Annotated in this window: 18 protein-coding genes and 1 tRNA gene; 2 read left to right on the plus strand and 17 right to left on the minus strand. The window is 43.7% G+C overall.

What is annotated here, in order from left to right; genetic code table 11:
• Window positions 1-32: 32 nt before the first annotated feature.
• The 14 genes from nlpD to cysJ form a co-directional block, all read right to left on the minus strand.
• Window positions 33-1,010, minus strand: coding sequence for a murein hydrolase activator NlpD (gene nlpD / locus BA1DRAFT_RS08740; protein WP_036778030.1), 978 nt, complete (start codon window positions 1,008-1,010; stop codon window positions 33-35).
• 169 nt (window positions 1,011-1,179) lie between these two features.
• Window positions 1,180-1,806 carry a protein-L-isoaspartate(D-aspartate) O-methyltransferase gene (locus tag BA1DRAFT_RS08745; protein ID WP_036778033.1) on the minus strand — a complete coding sequence of 209 codons (627 nt, stop codon included), beginning with the start codon at window positions 1,804-1,806 and terminating at the stop codon, window positions 1,180-1,182.
• On the minus strand, window positions 1,800-2,564 hold the full coding sequence (gene surE, locus BA1DRAFT_RS08750) for a 5'/3'-nucleotidase SurE (protein WP_036778035.1): 765 nt from the start codon (window positions 2,562-2,564) through the stop codon (window positions 1,800-1,802). The genes BA1DRAFT_RS08745 and surE overlap by 7 nt, the downstream gene beginning before the upstream one ends.
• Entirely contained in the window at window positions 2,542-3,591 is a 1,050-nt protein-coding gene (truD, locus tag BA1DRAFT_RS08755; RefSeq protein ID WP_036778037.1) for a tRNA pseudouridine(13) synthase TruD, read from the minus strand. The genes surE and truD overlap by 23 nt, the downstream gene beginning before the upstream one ends.
• A gap of 3 nt (window positions 3,592-3,594) precedes the next feature.
• Window positions 3,595-4,068: a 2-C-methyl-D-erythritol 2,4-cyclodiphosphate synthase gene (gene ispF / locus BA1DRAFT_RS08760; RefSeq protein WP_036778039.1), complete on the minus strand. Its 474-nt coding sequence runs from the start codon at window positions 4,066-4,068 to the stop codon at window positions 3,595-3,597.
• A gap of 13 nt (window positions 4,069-4,081) precedes the next feature.
• The gene (gene ispD / locus BA1DRAFT_RS08765; RefSeq protein ID WP_036778040.1) at window positions 4,082-4,813 is read right to left on the minus strand and encodes a 2-C-methyl-D-erythritol 4-phosphate cytidylyltransferase; all 732 of its coding nucleotides are present in this window, start codon (window positions 4,811-4,813) and stop codon (window positions 4,082-4,084) included.
• 5 nt (window positions 4,814-4,818) lie between these two features.
• Window positions 4,819-5,139 (minus strand): cell division protein FtsB, encoded by a 321-nt coding sequence (gene ftsB / locus BA1DRAFT_RS08770; protein WP_036778041.1) that lies wholly within the window; start codon window positions 5,137-5,139, stop codon window positions 4,819-4,821.
• A 146-nt stretch (window positions 5,140-5,285) separates the two neighbouring features.
• The gene (gene cysC, locus BA1DRAFT_RS08775) at window positions 5,286-5,918 is read right to left on the minus strand and encodes an adenylyl-sulfate kinase (protein WP_036778042.1); all 633 of its coding nucleotides are present in this window, start codon (window positions 5,916-5,918) and stop codon (window positions 5,286-5,288) included.
• A gap of 1 nt (window position 5,919) precedes the next feature.
• A complete protein-coding gene (cysN, locus tag BA1DRAFT_RS08780) occupies window positions 5,920-7,362 on the minus strand; it encodes a sulfate adenylyltransferase subunit CysN (protein ID WP_036778043.1) in 1,443 nt (480 codons plus the stop codon).
• Between the two features lie 11 nt (window positions 7,363-7,373).
• Complete coding sequence (gene cysD, locus BA1DRAFT_RS08785) at window positions 7,374-8,282, minus strand: sulfate adenylyltransferase subunit CysD (protein WP_036778044.1); 909 nt, start codon at window positions 8,280-8,282, stop codon at window positions 7,374-7,376.
• Between the two features lie 9 nt (window positions 8,283-8,291).
• A complete protein-coding gene (gene cysG / locus BA1DRAFT_RS08790; protein ID WP_036778045.1) occupies window positions 8,292-9,704 on the minus strand; it encodes a siroheme synthase CysG in 1,413 nt (470 codons plus the stop codon).
• Between the two features lie 216 nt (window positions 9,705-9,920).
• Entirely contained in the window at window positions 9,921-10,655 is a 735-nt protein-coding gene (locus BA1DRAFT_RS08795) for a phosphoadenylyl-sulfate reductase (RefSeq protein ID WP_036778047.1), read from the minus strand.
• A complete protein-coding gene (cysI, locus tag BA1DRAFT_RS08800) occupies window positions 10,652-12,382 on the minus strand; it encodes an assimilatory sulfite reductase (NADPH) hemoprotein subunit (RefSeq protein ID WP_036778049.1) in 1,731 nt (576 codons plus the stop codon). The genes BA1DRAFT_RS08795 and cysI overlap by 4 nt, the downstream gene beginning before the upstream one ends.
• On the minus strand, window positions 12,382-14,184 hold the full coding sequence (cysJ, locus tag BA1DRAFT_RS08805; RefSeq protein ID WP_036778050.1) for an NADPH-dependent assimilatory sulfite reductase flavoprotein subunit: 1,803 nt from the start codon (window positions 14,182-14,184) through the stop codon (window positions 12,382-12,384). The genes cysI and cysJ overlap by 1 nt, the downstream gene beginning before the upstream one ends.
• Window positions 14,185-14,451: 267 nt before the next feature.
• On the opposite strand from cysJ, the gene queD reads away from it, so the two are divergent.
• On the plus strand, window positions 14,452-14,814 hold the full coding sequence (queD, locus tag BA1DRAFT_RS08810; protein WP_036778052.1) for a 6-carboxytetrahydropterin synthase QueD: 363 nt from the start codon (window positions 14,452-14,454) through the stop codon (window positions 14,812-14,814).
• 44 nt (window positions 14,815-14,858) lie between these two features.
• On the opposite strand, the gene queE is transcribed toward queD, so the two are convergent.
• Window positions 14,859-15,530: a 7-carboxy-7-deazaguanine synthase QueE gene (gene queE / locus BA1DRAFT_RS08815; RefSeq protein ID WP_036778053.1), complete on the minus strand. Its 672-nt coding sequence runs from the start codon at window positions 15,528-15,530 to the stop codon at window positions 14,859-14,861.
• A 170-nt stretch (window positions 15,531-15,700) separates the two neighbouring features.
• On the opposite strand from queE, the gene BA1DRAFT_RS08820 reads away from it, so the two are divergent.
• Window positions 15,701-17,086, plus strand: coding sequence for an amino acid permease (locus BA1DRAFT_RS08820; RefSeq protein ID WP_036778054.1), 1,386 nt, complete (start codon window positions 15,701-15,703; stop codon window positions 17,084-17,086).
• A 270-nt stretch (window positions 17,087-17,356) separates the two neighbouring features.
• Here BA1DRAFT_RS08820 and BA1DRAFT_RS08825 read toward each other — a convergent pair whose 3' ends face one another.
• Together BA1DRAFT_RS08825 and BA1DRAFT_RS08830 are read right to left on the minus strand one after the other, a co-directional pair.
• Window positions 17,357-18,139, minus strand: coding sequence for an endonuclease/exonuclease/phosphatase family protein (locus tag BA1DRAFT_RS08825; RefSeq protein WP_036778056.1), 783 nt, complete (start codon window positions 18,137-18,139; stop codon window positions 17,357-17,359).
• Window positions 18,140-18,277: 138 nt separating this feature from the next.
• Window positions 18,278-18,354 (minus strand) — tRNA-Asp (locus tag BA1DRAFT_RS08830).
• Window positions 18,355-18,363 lie beyond the last annotated feature (9 nt).

The raw sequence follows: 18,363 nt of genomic DNA on the forward strand, positions 1-18,363 counted from the left end.
TAATGCAGGCAGAATTCAGCATTCTGCCCAGTTTATCGCTGCGGAAGATAACGCAGCGGGTTTACGGATTTTCCCTTGTAACGAATTTCAAAGTGTAATCTTACAGAACTGGTACCCGTGCTACCCATAGTGGCAATTTTTTGCCCCGCCTTGATGTCCTGCTGCTCACGAACCAACATCGTATCGTTATGAGCATAGGCACTCAGGTAGTCATCGTTATGTTTTATAATTATCAGATTTCCATATCCACGTAAGGCGTTTCCGGCGTAGACAACTCGACCACCCGCTGTTGCAAATACTGACTGACCCCTGCTGCCTGCGATATCAATCCCTTTGTTACCCCCTTGGGTATCAGAGAAACTTTCAATCATTTTACCTTCAGCCGGCCACATCCAACTGCTAACAACACTGTTTCCACTGCTCGCGGTTGTCGTCGGTGATTCTAGATACGTATTGTTTACTGTTGACGTAGTTGCCCTTGGCAACATTTTTACACTCTTTTGTATCCCGGAATTTGCAGGATACGCATTAGTTGATTGAGAATCAACCAGGGCTGTTTGCATTTGATTATGGTTATGAGCGGTTAACATCCCGCTACTACTGGTCCTCAAAGTCTGCCCCACCGTCAGACTGTAAGGTTCTGAAATATTATTTTTGCTCGCAAGATCACGAAAATCATTACCGGTGATCCAAGCGATATAAAACAGAGTATCACCATGTTTGACTGTATAAGTGCTGCCGTTATAGCTGCCCTTAGGAATACTGTCATAATCACGGTTATAAACAATTCTCTCCTGCGAATTGTTATCAGCCCCCCCCATTGATGAAGGTGAAGATGGCATCGGCGTAGATATAGCAGAATTGCCAGAATATATTACCGGATGATGACTCCCTCTGCTTTGTTTTTGATCAATACTGGTGATAGGCGCAGGACGAGTTGGCGTATTTGTACAACCGACTAACCAGACTCCCATCAATAAACACGTTACAATCCGCTGTATTTTTTTCATTGGGCTTCCCGAATTCATATTTCCTTCCCCCATAACGGCAAAGATAAGCGTAAAAATTAATAATTTCTAAAGGTTATACATAACCGCAAAAATCCCAAAACGAAAGTAATTTCGCTTATTAAAGCAAATATAACCATTAATTGAAAAATAGTTGCAACAGACTATGAACTTAAGCCAGTTCCCCTTGCACAAGGGGCACAAAGCGTACAGCTTCGATCACTTCACTATGAAAACCATTGCCATGACGTTTCACGGATTTAAGAATTTGTGTACGCTCACCTACCGGTAAAACCATAACTCCCCCATCCGTAAGCTGAAGCATCAATTCTTGTGGGATATACGGAGGCGCTGCGGTCACAATAATAGCATCAAATAACCCACGCGACGGCCATCCTTGCCAACCATCCCCATGACGGGTTGAAACATTATGCAAATCAAGTTGTTTCAACCGCCGTTTAGCCTGCCACTGTAAACCCTTGATTCGTTCTACCGAGAAAACATGTTTGACCAAATGCGCTAATATTGCCGTCTGATAACCAGAGCCGGTACCAATTTCCAAAACCTTAGCATCAGGTGTTAATTGAAGCAGTTCAGTCATACGGGCGACAATATAAGGCTGAGAAATCGTTTGCCCATGACCAATAGGCAAAGCTGTATTTTCATACGCTTTATGTGCCAGTGCTTCATCGACAAAACGCTCCCTCGGCACGGCGGAAATAGCGGCCAGTAAACGTTCATCTTTTATTCCCTGCTGGCGTAATTGTGTCAGCAAATTTTTCATTGCCCGACTCAGCATTCTCCATCAACCTCAGCTTTAGCTAACCAATCTCTTACTAACGCCTGCGCTTTATACGCAGTCAGATCTACCTGTAATGGCGTAATAGAGACATATCCTTGTTCCACCGCCGCAAAATCTGTTTCAGGGCCAGCATCATGTTTATCTCCCGGCGGCCCCAACCAGTAAAGCATGTTGCCTTTCGGATCTTGCATAGAATAAACTTCTTCCGCGGCATGGCGGCTACCACAACGAGTTACCCGAAAACCTTTAATTTGCTCAAGTGGCAGATCAGGTACATTCACATTCAGAATATTACCCGCTCTCAAAGGCGTTGTTTGTAACATTTGTAGCAAACGACAGGTGACTTCTGCCGCTGTTTGGTAATGCAATTCACCATTCAGTGAAATAGCCAATGCCGGCAACCCTAGATGGCGGCCTTCCATTGCAGCCGCAACCGTTCCCGAATAAATCACATCATCTCCAAGGTTAGGACCGCGATTAATACCAGAAACAACGATCTCAGGACGAGGAAGAACGAGACGATTAACACCGAGATAGACACAATCTGTTGGTGTGCCACCCAATACCGAGATATCACCATTCTCCAGCGTATTAACACTTAATGAGCGATCAAGAGTCAATGCGTTAGATGCGCCACTCCGATTACGATCAGGCGCAACAACCTGCACATGATAATTTTCTCGCAATGCTGCCGCTAAAACCTGAATCCCTGGCGCAGTTACACCGTCATCATTACTCAACAATATTCGTAACATTATTTTGATCCTGATTGATAATTTCCCTGACCACACTGGTAGCAAAACTGCCAGCGGGTAACCAGAAACTGATTTTCACCGTGTCATTATCTTGCCATTGCCAACTCAGATTCTGAGGTTGCACCAGAATCGCCCTACGGGAACCATCCACTCTTTCACGCCTGATAAGTTCCCACAATGATTCATAGGGCTGTAAATATTGCCGTTCAAAATCCGCAGCTTGGTGCTGTGTTCCCAATTCACCGTCACCGGGGAGCGGTGCCGTTATTTGTAACTCTCCATCGATCACCCGCTGTTGCAATAAAGGCAATTCAGTTTCGTCAGCAACAAACCAACTACCACGCCCTGTTAATTGTAAGGCGTCACCCTTCATTACCTGCTGCTGTTGTTTCAGAATAATCCGCGCACTGGCTACCGCATTAAACATAGCACTACGACTGGCTGACAGATAGAAACTGCGTTTATTTCTCTCTTTTACTCGGATTTCATTATTTGCCCAACGCTGCGCTTGAATCAGATTCTGTCCATCCCGGCCAAAACGCTGTTCACCAAAATAGTTAGGCACGCCACCTTGCTGAATTAGCCGTAGTCTGTTTTCAACAAATTGGTGATGACTGATTTTCCGCAAAATCAGCGTAAATGAATTTCCTTTCAATGCGCCAATGCGCAGTTTACGTTTCTGACGGGCTGTCGTCAGAACTTCACATCCCTCAAGCTGAAACGAGGCAAAATCAGGTTCCTGTTTGCCCGGTAAGTGCAAACAAAACCACTGCTCTGTCACTGCGTGACGGTCTTTTAAGCCAGCATAACTGACCGATCTAGACGGTATACCAGCGAAACGAGCGAGGTTATCTGCAACAAATTGGGTATTACAGCCCGTTTTACGGATGTGCGCCATTAAGTGCTCACCTTCTCCATCAGGAGAAAACCCCAAATCTTCACAGACAATAAAATCTTCCGGCAAGGCTTTTAGTATCCCCGTCGCTTCTGGTTGTCCATACAGCCAATTTAATTCAGCCAATACCATCAATTATTCCTTAACCAGCAAAGCAACTGCTTCGCAAGCAATACCTTCTTTACGCCCAACAAATCCCAATTTCTCGGTAGTTGTGGCTTTAACATTGATATCATCAATGTGACATTGCAGATCTTCTGCCAGATTGACTCTCATTTGTGGGATATGCGGCAACATTTTGGGTGCTTGAGCGATAATCGTAATATCCAAATTACCAATCCGATAACCCTTTTCTCTGATACGTGAATAGGCTTCGCGCAATAATTTACGACTATCCACCCCTTTAAGCGCTGGATCAGTGTCTGGGAATAACTTCCCGATATCGCCCAATGCCGCAGCACCTAACAGAGCATCCGTTGCCGCATGGAGAGCAACATCACCATCAGAATGCGCCAACAACCCTTGTTCATAAGGAATACGAACACCACCGATAATAATCGGCCCTTCACCACCAAACTTATGTACATCGAAACCGTGTCCGATCCTCATGATGTCTGTTCCTTTATTTTCTAGACAGATAAAATTCTGCCAATGTCAAATCCTCAGGACGCGTGACTTTTATATTGTCTGAACGCCCATTAACCAACACCGGTTGATAGCCACAATATTCCAGAGCAGAGGCTTCATCTGTAATATTAGCGTGTTGCGAAAGGGCTTTTGACAAACAATCCCTTAGTAACATCAATGGAAAAAACTGCGGCGTCAGTGCATGCCAGAGATCTTGCCGTTCTACCGTATGGTCAATAACTTGACCAGTCCGCCCACGTTTCATCGTATCGCGGACCGGCGATGCCAGAATACCGCCGCATGCCATATTTCCCTGTTCATCTGTTTCTGCTAATTGTAACAAACGGTCAAGATCGTCATGGTGTAAACAAGGGCGGGCCGCATCATGCACTAAAACCCAACCATTATCATTGCCCGTCAAATGAGCCAGATGATTTAAACCAGCCAGCACAGAATCTGCTCGCTGTTCACCACCCACTACCGTTGTAATGCGCGAATCTGATGCAACTTCAAGAGATTGAAACTGTGTGTCCGTGGGATTTAAAACAATCACAATGTGCTGAATACGGGGATGATCAAGTAATACAGCCAAGGTGTGCTCAATAATGGTCTTTCCGGCAATAGACAGGTATTGCTTTGGGCAATCCGAATTCATTCGGCTACCAATACCCGCTGCTGGCACCAAAGCAATAATATCAGCACAGGAATGAAGTAATAGATTGTTCATTTTAATTATTGAGTATTATTTAGAGTCGAGGGACGCGAAGTGTTTTCTTTAGATTTATCAACGATTAAACGATAGAAAGTTTCACCCGGTTTGATCATACCCAATTCATTACGGGATCGCTCTTCGATGGCTTCCTGTCCACCAGTAAGATCATCAATTTCCGCCGATAACTGATCGTTACGCGCTTTAAGTTTGCTGTTATTACGCTCTTGCATCGCAACATCATTCTTAACCCGCACATAATCATGAATGCCGTTTTTACCAAGCCACAGTGAATACTGTAGCCATCCAAGTAAAACCAGTAATAGTAGCGTCAGTTTACCCATTTCCGCCCCCTGAAATATCTGTCAATCATCCCATAACTCAAAGAATGACGCTACTATCACAAAACAGGGTAGGAGAAAAATAGTCGAATGCAGTTATTTTACACAAGCACATCACTGAAAACGCAATAATGTGCTTTTTGTTGACGTCATTCGTGATGAATCCTTGAACGTATAATGCCGCTCTTTTCCAATTCCACCAGCAACTGGGCCACAGAAGCTTCAACGGGTTGTTGGCCTGCAAGGTAAATTTCCGGGTTATCGGGAACCTCATAGACTGAATCAATCCCCGTGAAATGACGAATTTCACCGGCACGAGCTTTTTTGTACAATCCTTTCGGATCACGAGATTCGCAAATCTCCAACGGCGTATCGACAAAAACTTCAATAAATTTCCCTGGTTCCAGCAGTTCTCGAACCTTTTGCCGTTCTGCTTTATGAGGAGAGATAAAAGCCGTCAGCACAACTAAACCCGCATCAACCATCAAACTGGCGACTTCACCTACACGGCGGATATTTTCTTGCCTATCCAGTTCGGAAAAACCCAAATCGCTACAAAGGCCATGACGCAAGTTATCGCCATCAAGCAAATAAGTTTTTATTCCCCGTTGAAACAGGGCCTGTTCTAAGGCCCCTGCTACAGTGGATTTCCCTGAACCCGATAAACCTGTGAACCAAATAACCAATGCAGGATGGCCGTTTTCAACCTCCCGCTGCGTTCTGGTCAGTTGATGTGGATGCCAGACAACGTTTTCTGATGTCAGATTTTCAATGTCAGCCAATTTATTTCCCTCCCAGTAAATCTCTGGCTCCCCAATGAGGGAAATGACGGCGAATCAACCGATTCAATTCCAGTTCAAATTCGCTGAATTCTTTTGGCCCTTCATACACATCTGTCTGAATCTCACGTACTAACCCGGCACCAACAGTGACGTTAGTCAGTCGATCGATCAAAATAATGCCGCCAGTGTCGCTATTTTGCTGATAGCTATCGAGCATTAATGGTTCTTCAAAAGAAAATTCCACCGATCCGATGGCATTTAATGGTAAATCAACAGCCACCCGCTGTGTCAGGTTAGTAATATCAACCTGATACTGAATATTCTCAACTTTGCCACGGCTCTTTTTACCCGCCACTTTGATATCAAGGTTCTGCCCCTGCACCAAAGGCTGCTCAGACATCCATACCACATCCACCAGCGCATGTCGGGTAACCATCATCTCATCATCGGCAGAAATCAGCAGATCTCCTCGGCTGATATCAATCTCATCTTTCAGCACCACCGTAATGGCCTCACCCGGAACAGCAAAATCCAGATCACCATTGAAAGTCACTATCCTCTCCACCCGTGAGCCGATACCGGATGGCATGACTTTAATTTTCTGCCCTTTACGTAAAATCCCGGACGAAAGTGTGCCACTGTAACCACGAAAATCGAGATCAGGCCGGCTAACATATTGAACCGGAAAGCGCAGTAACTGCTTCGAGGCTTCCTTTTTTACATCAACTGTTTCAAGGATATCCAACAACGCTGGCCCTTCATACCAATCCATATTGCGACTTCTAGTGACAATATTATCGCCATCAAGTGCCGAGATTGGGACAAAATGAACGTCCAAATTTGTCGGTAATTGGGCAGCGAAATTCATATAATCCTGTTTGATCTGATTAAAAACTTCCTGACGATATTCCATCAGATCCATTTTATTCACCGCTACCACCAAATGGCGAATACCTAGCAATGTACTGATAAAACTGTGACGACGGGTCTGCTCCTGAACACCTTTACGCGCATCAATCAACAGAATTGAGAGATCACAGGTCGATGCCCCCGTTGCCATATTACGGGTGTACTGCTCATGTCCCGGTGTATCAGCAATGATAAATTTGCGTTTTTCTGTTGAAAAATAGCGATAAGCCACATCAATGGTGATGCCCTGCTCACGCTCTGCGGCAAGACCATCCACCAATAAAGCCAGATCTAATTTTTCACCTTGAGTACCAATACGTTTACTGTCATTCTGCAACGTTGAAAGCTGATCTTCGTAGATCTGACGGGTATCATGTAACAAGCGTCCAATCAGGGTACTTTTGCCATCATCCACACTGCCACATGTCAAGAAACGCAGTAATCCTTTCTCTTGTTGAACACGCAGATAAGCTTCCACACCGCCCTGCTGTTTAATTTGATGAGCAATTATTTCATTCTGTGCAAGTGCTGACATGGTTGCTCTCCTTAGAAATAACCTTGACGTTTTTTCAGTTCCATAGAAGCAGATTGATCACTATCAATCAGCCGACCTTGCCGTTCACTTGTCGTCGATATCAGCATCTCTTCAATAATTTCCGGCAATGTTTCAGCTTCAGATTTCACGGCTCCCGTCAACGGCCAACAACCAAGAGTACGGAAACGAACTTTGCGCTGACTGATAACCTCGCCCGGTTTCAGATCGATCCGATCATCATCAACCATAATCAGCGTACCCTCACGCTCCAAGACCGGACGTAATTTGGCAAAATAGAGAGGAACAATATCAATTTGTTCCAAATAGATATATTGCCAAACATCCAATTCAGTCCAATTAGACAGTGGGAATACGCGAATGCTTTCGCCTTTATTAATCTGGCCGTTGTAATTGCGCCACAATTCAGGACGCTGGTTTTTAGGGTCCCAACGATGTGAGCGATCTCGGAAAGAATAGATCCGCTCCTTAGCCCGCGATTTCTCCTCATCACGACGAGCGCCGCCGAAAGCAGCATCAAAACCATATTTATCCAGTGCCTGCTTTAACCCTTCCGTTTTCATGATGTCAGTATGTTTGGCACTACCATGCACAAATGGATTAATTCCCATTGCTTCCCCTTGCAGGTTACGATACACCAACAGTTCAAAGCCGTAATTCTTCGCAGTACGATCACGAAATTCGTACATTTCACGAAATTTCCATCCCGTGTCCACATGCAGCAAAGGAAATGGCAATGTTCCCGGATAGAACGCCTTGCGTGCAAGATGAAGCATGACCGAAGAATCTTTACCGATAGAGTAAAGCATCACCGGGTTTTCAAACTCGGCGGCCACTTCCCGTATAATATGAATACTTTCAGCTTCAAGTTGCTGCAAGTGTGTCAATCTTTTCTCATCCATTACAACTCCTTATGCAAAATCGACTACTGCCGGACGGCTTATCTTGGCAATAGATTGCTGCCCAAACCAAGCTATCTGATGGTGAAGTTGAGCCACCTCTCCCACCACTAGTAAGGCCGGCGACGGGGCCTGCTGTGCTAACTGTTCCAGTTCAAGCAAAGTGCCGGTTAACACTTGCTGCTCTAAACGAGTACCACAACCAATGACGGCTACCGGTGTATCTTCCGCTCGCCCATGTAAAATTAATTGATGACTTATCAAGGCGGCTTTGACCGTCCCCATATAAATCACCAGAGTCTGATGACCTCTGGCTAAAGCCGGCCAATCCAGCTCATTCCCCTTTTCTCGGCAATGACCTGTAATAAAAGTGATACTCTGTGAGTGTTCCCTGTGAGTCAAAGGAATGCCCGCGTAAGCCGTCGCTCCGATGGCGGCAGTAATTCCCGGTACAACCTGAAAAGGAATGCCTGCTGATGCTGCAACCTGTAATTCCTCACCACCACGGCCAAAAATAAAGGGATCACCGCCTTTAAGACGAACGACTTTTTTCCCCTGTCTGGCAAATTTCACTATCAACTGATTAGTTTCCTCCTGAGAAACAGAGTGATTACCCGCTCTTTTGCCAACGCAAATTTTATCTGCATCACGACGAACCAGATCCAGTACCTCGCTGCTGACCAAATGATCATAAAGCACCACATCAGCCTGCTGAATAACCTGCAATCCCTTTAATGTCAGCAATCCCGGATCACCCGGCCCTGCCCCAACCAGAGCCAGTTCTCCTTGCGAATCAGACTGTTCCAGTTGTAACTCAAGCTGTTTTTCCGCCTGTTGAATCTGACCGTTTGCAACCAACATAGCGAAACGACCATTGAAAGCCTGTTCCCAAAAGGAACGACGCTGGCGCATGGAAGTGAATCGCTGTTTTACTCGCTCACGCCACTTCCCGGCGATTTTTGCCATCGTACCAAGACTGGAAGGTAGTAATGCCTCCAGTTTCTCCCGGATTAAACGCGCTAATACCGGCGCTTTTCCCGCCGATGAGATCGCCACCAAGACCGGAGAACGGTCGATAATTGATGGAAAAATAAATGAGCAATGAGCTTGATCATCAACGACATTGACCAAAATACCTCGCTTATCAGTCTCAGAAAAAACCTGATGATTTAGAATACGATCATCAGTCGCCGCAATAACTAAAAAGATGCCATCAAGATATTCAGGTTGGAACTCTCCCTGATACCATTCCAACTCACCAGCTTGATAACGCTGTTGTAATTCAGAACTCAATTCAGGCGCTACAACCTGTAATAATGCACCTGCCCGTAGTAGTAGAGTCGCCTTACGTGCAGCCACCTCTCCACCACCGACAAGTAATACAAGCCGCCCTTTCAGCTCAACAAATATCGGTAAGTAATCCACAATTGCCCTTGATATCCAGTGAAATATTTATAAGTACTGAAACTGTTTCGAATGAATATATGAGTCAGCGGTAAAGTTATAAAATGACAAAAAAGAATTTGATGTTCTGTAATGGAATATAAGCGATCTCGCCAAAATAGCTTTATTAATCATCCCCCTCGCCCTAAAACACAGCGAGGGCTTTATCATTATCCCCACTCAGGAAATACCGGGTTTTTAATTTTCATGTAACCCACATTCTCGTTTCAAGCCAAAGAAACGGGTTTGTTCTTCACTCATGCCCGGTTCCCATTTTTGGGTTGTATGGATGTCACCAACAGAAAGATAACCTTGTTCCCATAATGGATGATATTCCAAGCCATGTTTTGTCAGATATTGATGCACACGCCGGTTATCCCAGTCGATAATCGGCAAAATCTTAAATACTCCCCGCTGTACAGCCAGAACCGGTAATTTTGATCGACTTTCAGATTGCTGACGGCGTAAACCAGCAAACCAACTTTGTACATTTAAACTTTTCAAAGCTCGATTCATTGGTTCAACTTTATTAATCTGATTGTAACGTTCTATTCCCGCTACGCCTTGTTCCCACAATTTCCCATAGCGAGCTTCCTGCCAGGCCGGAGAATATTCAGCACTGAATATTTGCAGATTCAGTTTCAACTGCGTTGTGAGTTTATCGATGAATTGATAAGTTTCAGGGAATAGATAACCGGTATCAGTAAGAATGACCGGAATATCAGGATATTCTTGTGTCACTAAATGAAGGCATACCGCCGCCTGAATACCAAAACTGGAGGAAAGAACAAATTCCCCTGGCAAATTTTCTAATGCCCAGTTTACCCTCTGATCAGCATCCATCATTTCAAGCCGAAGATTAATCTCAGCCAGCGATTGCTCTTGCTGTTCAGCAGTCACTCCAGCGAATTGAGATAAGTTGAATTGGCTCATACCGCCTCCTGCCAATCATAAAAATCGCGAGCTGAATCCAAGACCGGCTTGATAATATCCATGCGGATCAGGAAATCGCCAAAACCTTCATTTGACTGCCGCCCTGTCGCCCAACGCTCAATAAGTTCATCCATAATAGATAAAATCTCTTGTGAGCTGATATTTTCTTTATACATGCGTGGAATACGGGTGCCAATCCGATTACCGCCAAGGTAAAGGTTATAACGATCAAGCGCTTTGCCGACTAACCCTACCTCCGCCAACATCGCTCTACCACAACCATTCGGACAACCTGTCACCCGCAAAACAATATGTTCATCACCAATACCGTGTTTATTCATCAGTTGTTCAACATGGGTGACAAACTCCGGTAAAAAACGTTCAGCCTCAGCCATTGCCAATGGGCAAGTTGGGAAAGAGACACAAGCCATTGAGTTTTCACGCTGAACTGTGGTTTTATCATCAATCAATCCATGCTGACGGGCGATGGTTTCAATGCGCTGTTTCTCACTTTCAGGAATACCAGCAATGATTAAGTTCTGATTGGCCGTCAGGCGAAAATCCCCTTTATGTATTTTTGCAATTTCAGCAACACCACTTTTCAGCGGCCTGCCGGGGTAGTCCAAAAGGCGACCATTCTCAATAAACAGCGTCAAATGCCATTTATCATCGATGCCTTTCAGCCAGCCAATTTGATCACCACGACCAGTAAATTCATAAGGCCGAATTGCCTCAAATTTCACTCCGACGCGTCTCTCCACCTCTTCTCTAAAAGTGTCTACACCAACCCGCTCCAACGTATATTTGGTTTTGGCATTTTTACGTTCCGTCCGATTACCCCAGTCACGCTGAGTTGTCACCACAGCTTCCGCAATTGCCAATGTGTGCTCAAGTGGAATATAACCAAACTCACTCGCCATACGTGGGTAGGTATTTTTATCGCCGTGAGTCATCGCCAAACCACCACCCACCAGCACGTTAAAACCCACCAGCTTGTTACCTTCTGAAATGGCAACAAAGTTCAGATCGTTAGCATGTAGATCAACATCATTTTGTGGAGGAATAACCACCGTGGTTTTGAACTTACGCGGCAAATAAGTCGGCCCAAGAATCGGCTCTTCATCGGTCGTTGCGACTTTTTCTTTATCTAACCAGAGTTCAGCATAAGCACGGGTACGTGGCAGTAGATGCTCTGAGATTTTCTTCGCCCATTCGTAAGCTTGCTGATGTAGCTCTGATTGAATAGGATTCGAGGTACAAAGTACATTCCGGTTAACGTCATTTGCCGTCGCAAGCGAATCCAGTCCAACCTGATTCAGCAATTGATGCGCAGGTTTTACATTTCCTTTTAGAATGCCATGAAACTGAAATGTCTGTCGGTTAGTCAAACGGATACTGCCATAAAGGGTATTCTCTTCAGCAAACTTATCAATACCTAACCATTGCTGTGGCGTAATCACGCCACCAGGCAGACGACAGCGCAACATCATTGCATGACGTGGCTCCAGTTTTTGCTCCGCCCGTTCAGCACGGATATCACGATCATCCTGCTGATACATGCCATGAAAACGAATCAACAGGAAATTGTCCCCTGCAAAACCTCCGGTCAAGCCATTAGTTAAATCTTCGCTAATCGTTCCTCGCAAGAAGTTGCTTTCCCGCTTCATACGCTCACTGTCGGCCAGTTTACCTTCGACAATCAAAGGACCATGTTGTTTATTGTTCATTAGTACACATCCCTCTGATAACGGCGTTCAAGACGCAGTTCACTTAAAAATTCATCTGCCTGTTCGCTATCCATGCCGCCATGCTCAGTCATAATATCCAGCAACGCATGCTCCACATCTTTCGCCATGCGGTTTGCATCACCACACACGTACAGATGTGCTCCTTCCTCTATCCAATGCCACACTTCTTCACCTTGCTCACGCAGCTTGTCCTGAACATAAACTTTATGCTGCTGATCACGGGACCATGCCAGATCAATACGGGTTAACAAGCCATCTTTGACATAACGCTGCCACTCCACTTGATAGAGAAAATCTTCCGTAAAATGTGGATTACCAAAGAACAACCAATTTTTCCCTTCTGCGCCATCAGCCTCCCTTTGCTGCATAAATGCCCGAAATGGCGCAATTCCGGTTCCCGGTCCAATCATGATGACAGGCGTACGTGGATTAGCAGGCAGACGAAAATTATCGTTATGCTCAATAAAAATACGAATATCGTCATTTTCCTGTAAGCGATCGGCTAGATAGCCGGATGCACCGCCGGTGCGGGCCCGTCCGTCAATTTCATAACGAACTACACCAACTGTAAGATGAACTTCATTTTCCACCTCTGCCTGAGAAGAAGAAATTGAATAGAGTCTTGGCGTCAAAGGCCGAAGCAAATCAATAAATTGCTGTGCTTCCGGTTGAGAAGCTGCTTCTCTTATCATATCGGCAATCGGTTTATTGTGGGCGTATTGCTGTAACGCTTGTTTATCCGCAATCAAAGAAAGTAATTTTTCATCTTTCGCGAGAACGGCATATTTTTCTACAATCACACTGGTATTTTGGGTTAGCTCAACATGGCTGATCAGTGCTTCCCTTAATGATAATTTCTGACCATTAACCTCAACCTGTTCTGTTCCTTTCAACCAAAGCAAATTCAACACTTCATCCACTAGCTCCGGATCATTTTCAAACCAGATCCCCAGAGCATCACCTGGCTGATAACGCAGACCTGAATCACCCAGATCAATTTCAATATGGCGAACATCTTTATCAGAACCACGACCCGTTATTTTCTGACGGGCAGATAAGGCCGCTGTTAGTGGAGCCTGTTTAGTATAAGAAGTTGAAAAAATTTCATTTACCGATCTGCTCTGTGCAGAAACAATTACAGTCCCTGTCCCGGCCGGAATACGCTGTTTCAGAACCCCAGTTAATTGTTGACGCCACTGAACCGCAGCCTCCTGATATTCCACATCACCATCTACACGTTCCAGAAGCCGTTGAGCACCTAACTCATTCAGACGATTATCGAAATCTTTTCCGGCCTGGCAGAAGCGCTCATAAGAGGTATCACCCAAACCAAAAACCGCAAATGCCGTACCATCCAGCTTCGGGGCCTTTTTAGAATAGAGATATTTATATAATGCAACCGCTTCCTCAGCAGGTTCTCCTTCACCTTGAGTAGAAGCAATAATTATCAGTACCTTCTCTTGAGCAATTTGTTTGAATTTATAATCACCGGCATTGACCAAATTGACATTGAGTTTTTCTGCCGACAAATCATCACGGAGTTGTTCAGCCAAACGACGAGCATTACCAGTTTGTGAAGCTGAAATTAATGTAATCGTCTCCTGCGCCGGAACTGCCGGAGCCACAACCTGAACTTGTGGTTGCTGATTTACCATTCCCCAAAAATAACCAGACAGCCAAGCTAATTGAGTCGGTGAAAAATCCCCAATTGCCGACTGCAAACGCGCTAGCTGTTCAGGTGAAACCGGAAGAAGTGAAATTGAAGGTGGTTTTATGCTCATTGTCCTGTGCTGCCCTTTACGATTACCAATGTCCGTTATTTTTAGTAAATAAAATAAATAGGGATGGTTTGTAAGGTTATCTCAGCGACTTGTTACTATTTAAAGAAACTATCGCAATATCAAATAACCAAAACGCCTAACCATATTTACAGATTTAATATATCTATAAAACAGTTAATAAGAGCGGTTGCAAAAAAATGAAAAAATCAGGTTTAATTCAGAAGATCGGGTAGAATAGCGGGTTTTTTGAAGTCAGGGAGAACCACTATGAGTACAACGATTTTTAAAGATTTTCAGTTTGAAGCCGCCCACCGTCTGCCACATGTCCCAGAAGGTCATAAATGCGGTCGCCTGCATGGGCACTCATTTATGGTACGACTGGAAATTACCGGGGAGGTCGATCCTCATAGTGGCTGGATTATGGACTTTGCCGATTTAAAAGCCCTATTCAAACCCATTTGGGAACAGCTAGATCACCATTACCTGAATGATATCCCCGGACTGGAAAATCCAACCAGCGAAGTATTAGCTGCCTGGATTTGGGATAAAGTTAAACCAATAATTCCACAACTCAGTGCCGTTATGGTGAAAGAAACCTGTAATGCGGGAGCTATTTTCCGCAGTAAGTGAAACAACTTACTGCACCAGGAAACCTCCAGTGCAGTAAGCTTTTCTCAGGCGATATTCAAATATTTATGTGTTTGCATAGAAAACCGCCAATTACGGGCAATACAGGTTTCAATACATAAACGAGTAGCGTCTTCTTTCTGGCTAATGGGTTGCAGTGCAATAATACGCGATGAGTTGTCATCCAGTGTCGCTAATAACTCATCCAATGCTTCAATATCTCTTTCCCTAGCAACCGGATATTTTATTTCATTAGCCCTTAGCAAAGCCTGCTGCAATACTTGGTACCCACCACGCATGTTAACTTTTGGTGAAACTGTCACCCAAGTAGTAGCAGAGCACTTAACATGATACGTACCACTGGTTTCTATCTGACATTGGTAGCCAAGGCTTTCTAACTCTTCGATCAGAGGTATAAGATCGTAAAGGCAAGGCTCACCACCAGTAATAACAACATGACGTGCGGTATATTTCTGTTGAACAAACAGCGCTGCAATTTGCTTAGGAGATGCTTCACTCCATTCATTGCTTTCACTCGTCTTCAGCAAAATTGTTTCCAATGTCCGTTGCTGTTCCGCTTCTTTCTCCCAAGTGTGTTTTGTATCACACCAGCTACAACCAACCGGACATCCTTGCAGACGAATAAAAATTGCCGGGACTCCGGCAAAAAAACCTTCTCCCTGCAATGTCTGGAATACTTCGTTAATCGGGTAAAACATAAAAATCTCTGGTTTCATTAGGCAAGGGCGCATTATTGCAGATATCTATCCCGCGAACATCAATCTTTATGGTAAGGTACGGGGTTTGCTTCGCTTGGCTAACGTGTGACTTGTCGAGGCATTGTGTGCTTAAAATATATCTAGCACTGAGAAAGTGACAGGAATAAATAATGCAGAATAATGAAACTCAGCTGAAACGGGGTCTAACCGGGCGGCACATCCGCTTTATGGCATTAGGCTCCGCAATAGGCACAGGGCTGTTCTATGGTTCCGCAGCTGCTATTCAGCAAGCTGGACCAGCCGTATTACTCGCCTATTTAATCGGCGGTGCTGCCGTATTTATGGTGATGCGTGCATTAGGCGAAATGGCTGTTCACCATCCAGTATCCGGTTCTTTTTCACACTATGCCAGCCATTATCTCGGCCCTTTAGCCGGATTTCTAACCGGATGGAATTATGTATTCGAAATGCTGATCGTTTGCCTGGCTGACGTTACTGCATTCGGTTTCTATATGAAGCTCTGGTTCCCCCATGTGGAACAGTGGATCTGGGTATTAAGCATTGTCTGCTTTATTGGCGCAATTAATCTTTGCCATGTGAAAATTTTCGGTGAAATGGAATTCTGGCTTTCGATTGTGAAAGTCACCGCAATTATCGCTATGATTATCGGCGGCATGACTATCATGATCTATGGATTCGGCCAAGAAACAGATCATGCAACCGGCATTGCCAGTTTGTGGGAATATGGCGGTTTTATGCCTAATGGCATCAGTGGCGTGATAGCTTCACTCGCCATTGTAATGTTTGCTTTTGGGGGTATTGAAGTCATTGGTATTACTGCCAGTGAGGCCAAAAACCCCGAAAAAACGATTCCAAAAGCAATCAATGCTGTCCCTTTCCGTATTCTACTGTTCTATGTACTGACTCTGTTTATTTTAATGTGTATCTATCCGTGGAATCAGATCGGTCAAGAAGGTAGCCCATTCGTACAGATTTTTTCTAGCTTAGGTATCAATTCTGCTGCCAATATTCTCAATATCGTGGTAATAACTGCGGCAATTTCAGCGATCAATAGCGATATTTTTGGTGCTGGCCGTATGATGTATGGCATGGCACAAGAAGGGCAAGCGCCTAAATCATTCACCAAGTTGAGTCGTAATGGCGTACCTTGGATGACTGTAATCGTTATGTCAGCAGTTTTGTTAATTGGAGTCATACTCAACTATATGATTCCAGAAGAGATTTTCGTTATCATTGCCTCTATCGCAACATTTGCTACTGTATGGGTATGGTTGATGATCCTACTTTCTCAAGTTGCTATGCGCTGCAAAATGAGCAAAGAAGAAGTTAAAACCCTGAAATTCCCCGTTCCTATGTGGCCAATAGCACCTGCATTAACTATTATCTTTATGGTATTTGTTATTGTATTACTAGGCTATTTCGAGAAAACCCGTATTGCATTAATTGTGGGAATCGTATGGGTAATCTTATTATCAGTCACCTATTTCTTTAGTATAAAGAAAAATATTTTTCAAACACATCAGATAAACAAATAATTTTTACTCATAAATGCCAGATTACTCTGGCATTTATTTTAATTTATTCATAAAAGATATATTTGATATTTATTTAAATATCACTTTTACATATTAATTAAAATAAATCTTATTTTTGAAATATAAATTCATCGCAATACATAATAAATAGTTACAATAAATCAACAATGATATAATATTTTTTTAGTTATAAAATCATATTCATTTATAATGAATTAAATAAGAATTTAATTCATTATAAATAGACCAATATATTCTTATAACAAAGAATTAATGAAAATTTACAACAAGAGGATTATGATCGGAAGCATCAGTAGGTATCACAATAGCATCAGCAATATTCAACTCTCGGTAAAAAATAAAATCCAAAGGCTTACCAAACGCGATTGTCCGATAGTCGTCAGTAAAAGATACCTCTTCAAGGTGTAAATATCTGGTAAAACGTTTTAAAGCATTTAATCGTTGCTTACTCCACGCATTAAAATCACCAGCCATAATTACTGGACCATTATGTAAACGAACATGAGCACCAATATTATTTAGCTGACGGCTATACACATCTACACCAAAACTGAAATTTATCGCATGTACATTAATAACCATTAACTGACGATTATCCTGTAAAAGATAAACAGTGATGAGAGCTGATTTAGATAAACGTAAAAGAGGCTCTTTTTCTCTCAAAGGACAACAATAGACAGGATGAGAAGTTGCTAACGTCATTACACCTGATGGATGTTGTGGCAATAAAAATGCGGGAACTTGATCAGCTATCAAGTAATTTGAGGTAGCAAATTCAACTAAATCAGGAGTAGTCTGCGCTTCTTGTAATAAAATCAACTGGCTTTCGTTAGTTAGCTCCTTCAGAACCTTTCTCCATGAAGGACGCTGCTGCTTATAGATATTCCATACAACAACCCTAAGCTCATTTGTGCCAGTGATCAAAGGAGTACCTACAGGTAATGCATTCCCAAGCTGATGAGTCGACATAGGAAAAACACGTTCAACAGGCTGGCCCGCGACATACCTTATCGCATAGGTTTTTTTTACCACGTAAAAAACCTCTTAAATACAGAATAACTATAAAAACTATCCGATTTTATCAAATAAAATAAGGTAATTATTGATTTTAATACTCATAAACGACAAAAAACCCTGAGATTTCTCTCAGGGTTTCTCTGCAAATTAAGGTGGCGGTGCGGACGGGGCTCGAACCCGCGACCCCCGGCGTGACAGGCCGGTATTCTAACCAACTGAACTACCGCACCACCGAATTC

Source organism: Photorhabdus aegyptia (assembly GCF_000612035.1).
Classification (GTDB): domain Bacteria; phylum Pseudomonadota; class Gammaproteobacteria; order Enterobacterales; family Enterobacteriaceae; genus Photorhabdus; species Photorhabdus akhurstii.

Excerpts from the sequence above, each read along its gene's own strand:
- truD (WP_036778037.1), bottom strand. The coding sequence starts at position 3,591 with ATGGTATTGGCTGAATTAAATTGGCTGTATGGACAACCAGAAGCGACG.
- nlpD (WP_036778030.1), bottom strand. The coding sequence starts at position 1,010 with ATGAAAAAAATACAGCGGATTGTAACGTGTTTATTGATGGGAGTCTGG.
- ispF (WP_036778039.1), bottom strand. The coding sequence starts at position 4,068 with ATGAGGATCGGACACGGTTTCGATGTACATAAGTTTGGTGGTGAAGGG.
- cysI (WP_036778049.1), bottom strand. The coding sequence starts at position 12,382 with ATGAACAATAAACAACATGGTCCTTTGATTGTCGAAGGTAAACTGGCC.
- cysN (WP_036778043.1), bottom strand. The coding sequence starts at position 7,362 with ATGTCAGCACTTGCACAGAATGAAATAATTGCTCATCAAATTAAACAG.
- BA1DRAFT_RS08820 (WP_036778054.1), top strand. The coding sequence starts at position 15,701 with ATGCAGAATAATGAAACTCAGCTGAAACGGGGTCTAACCGGGCGGCAC.
- BA1DRAFT_RS08745 (WP_036778033.1), bottom strand. The coding sequence starts at position 1,806 with ATGCTGAGTCGGGCAATGAAAAATTTGCTGACACAATTACGCCAGCAG.
- queE (WP_036778053.1), bottom strand. The coding sequence starts at position 15,530 with ATGTTTTACCCGATTAACGAAGTATTCCAGACATTGCAGGGAGAAGGT.
- surE (WP_036778035.1), bottom strand. The coding sequence starts at position 2,564 with ATGTTACGAATATTGTTGAGTAATGATGACGGTGTAACTGCGCCAGGG.
- ftsB (WP_036778041.1), bottom strand. The coding sequence starts at position 5,139 with ATGGGTAAACTGACGCTACTATTACTGGTTTTACTTGGATGGCTACAG.
- queD (WP_036778052.1), top strand. The coding sequence starts at position 14,452 with ATGAGTACAACGATTTTTAAAGATTTTCAGTTTGAAGCCGCCCACCGT.
- cysD (WP_036778044.1), bottom strand. The coding sequence starts at position 8,282 with ATGGATGAGAAAAGATTGACACACTTGCAGCAACTTGAAGCTGAAAGT.
- ispD (WP_036778040.1), bottom strand. The coding sequence starts at position 4,813 with ATGAACAATCTATTACTTCATTCCTGTGCTGATATTATTGCTTTGGTG.
- cysJ (WP_036778050.1), bottom strand. The coding sequence starts at position 14,184 with ATGAGCATAAAACCACCTTCAATTTCACTTCTTCCGGTTTCACCTGAA.
- BA1DRAFT_RS08795 (WP_036778047.1), bottom strand. The coding sequence starts at position 10,655 with ATGAGCCAATTCAACTTATCTCAATTCGCTGGAGTGACTGCTGAACAG.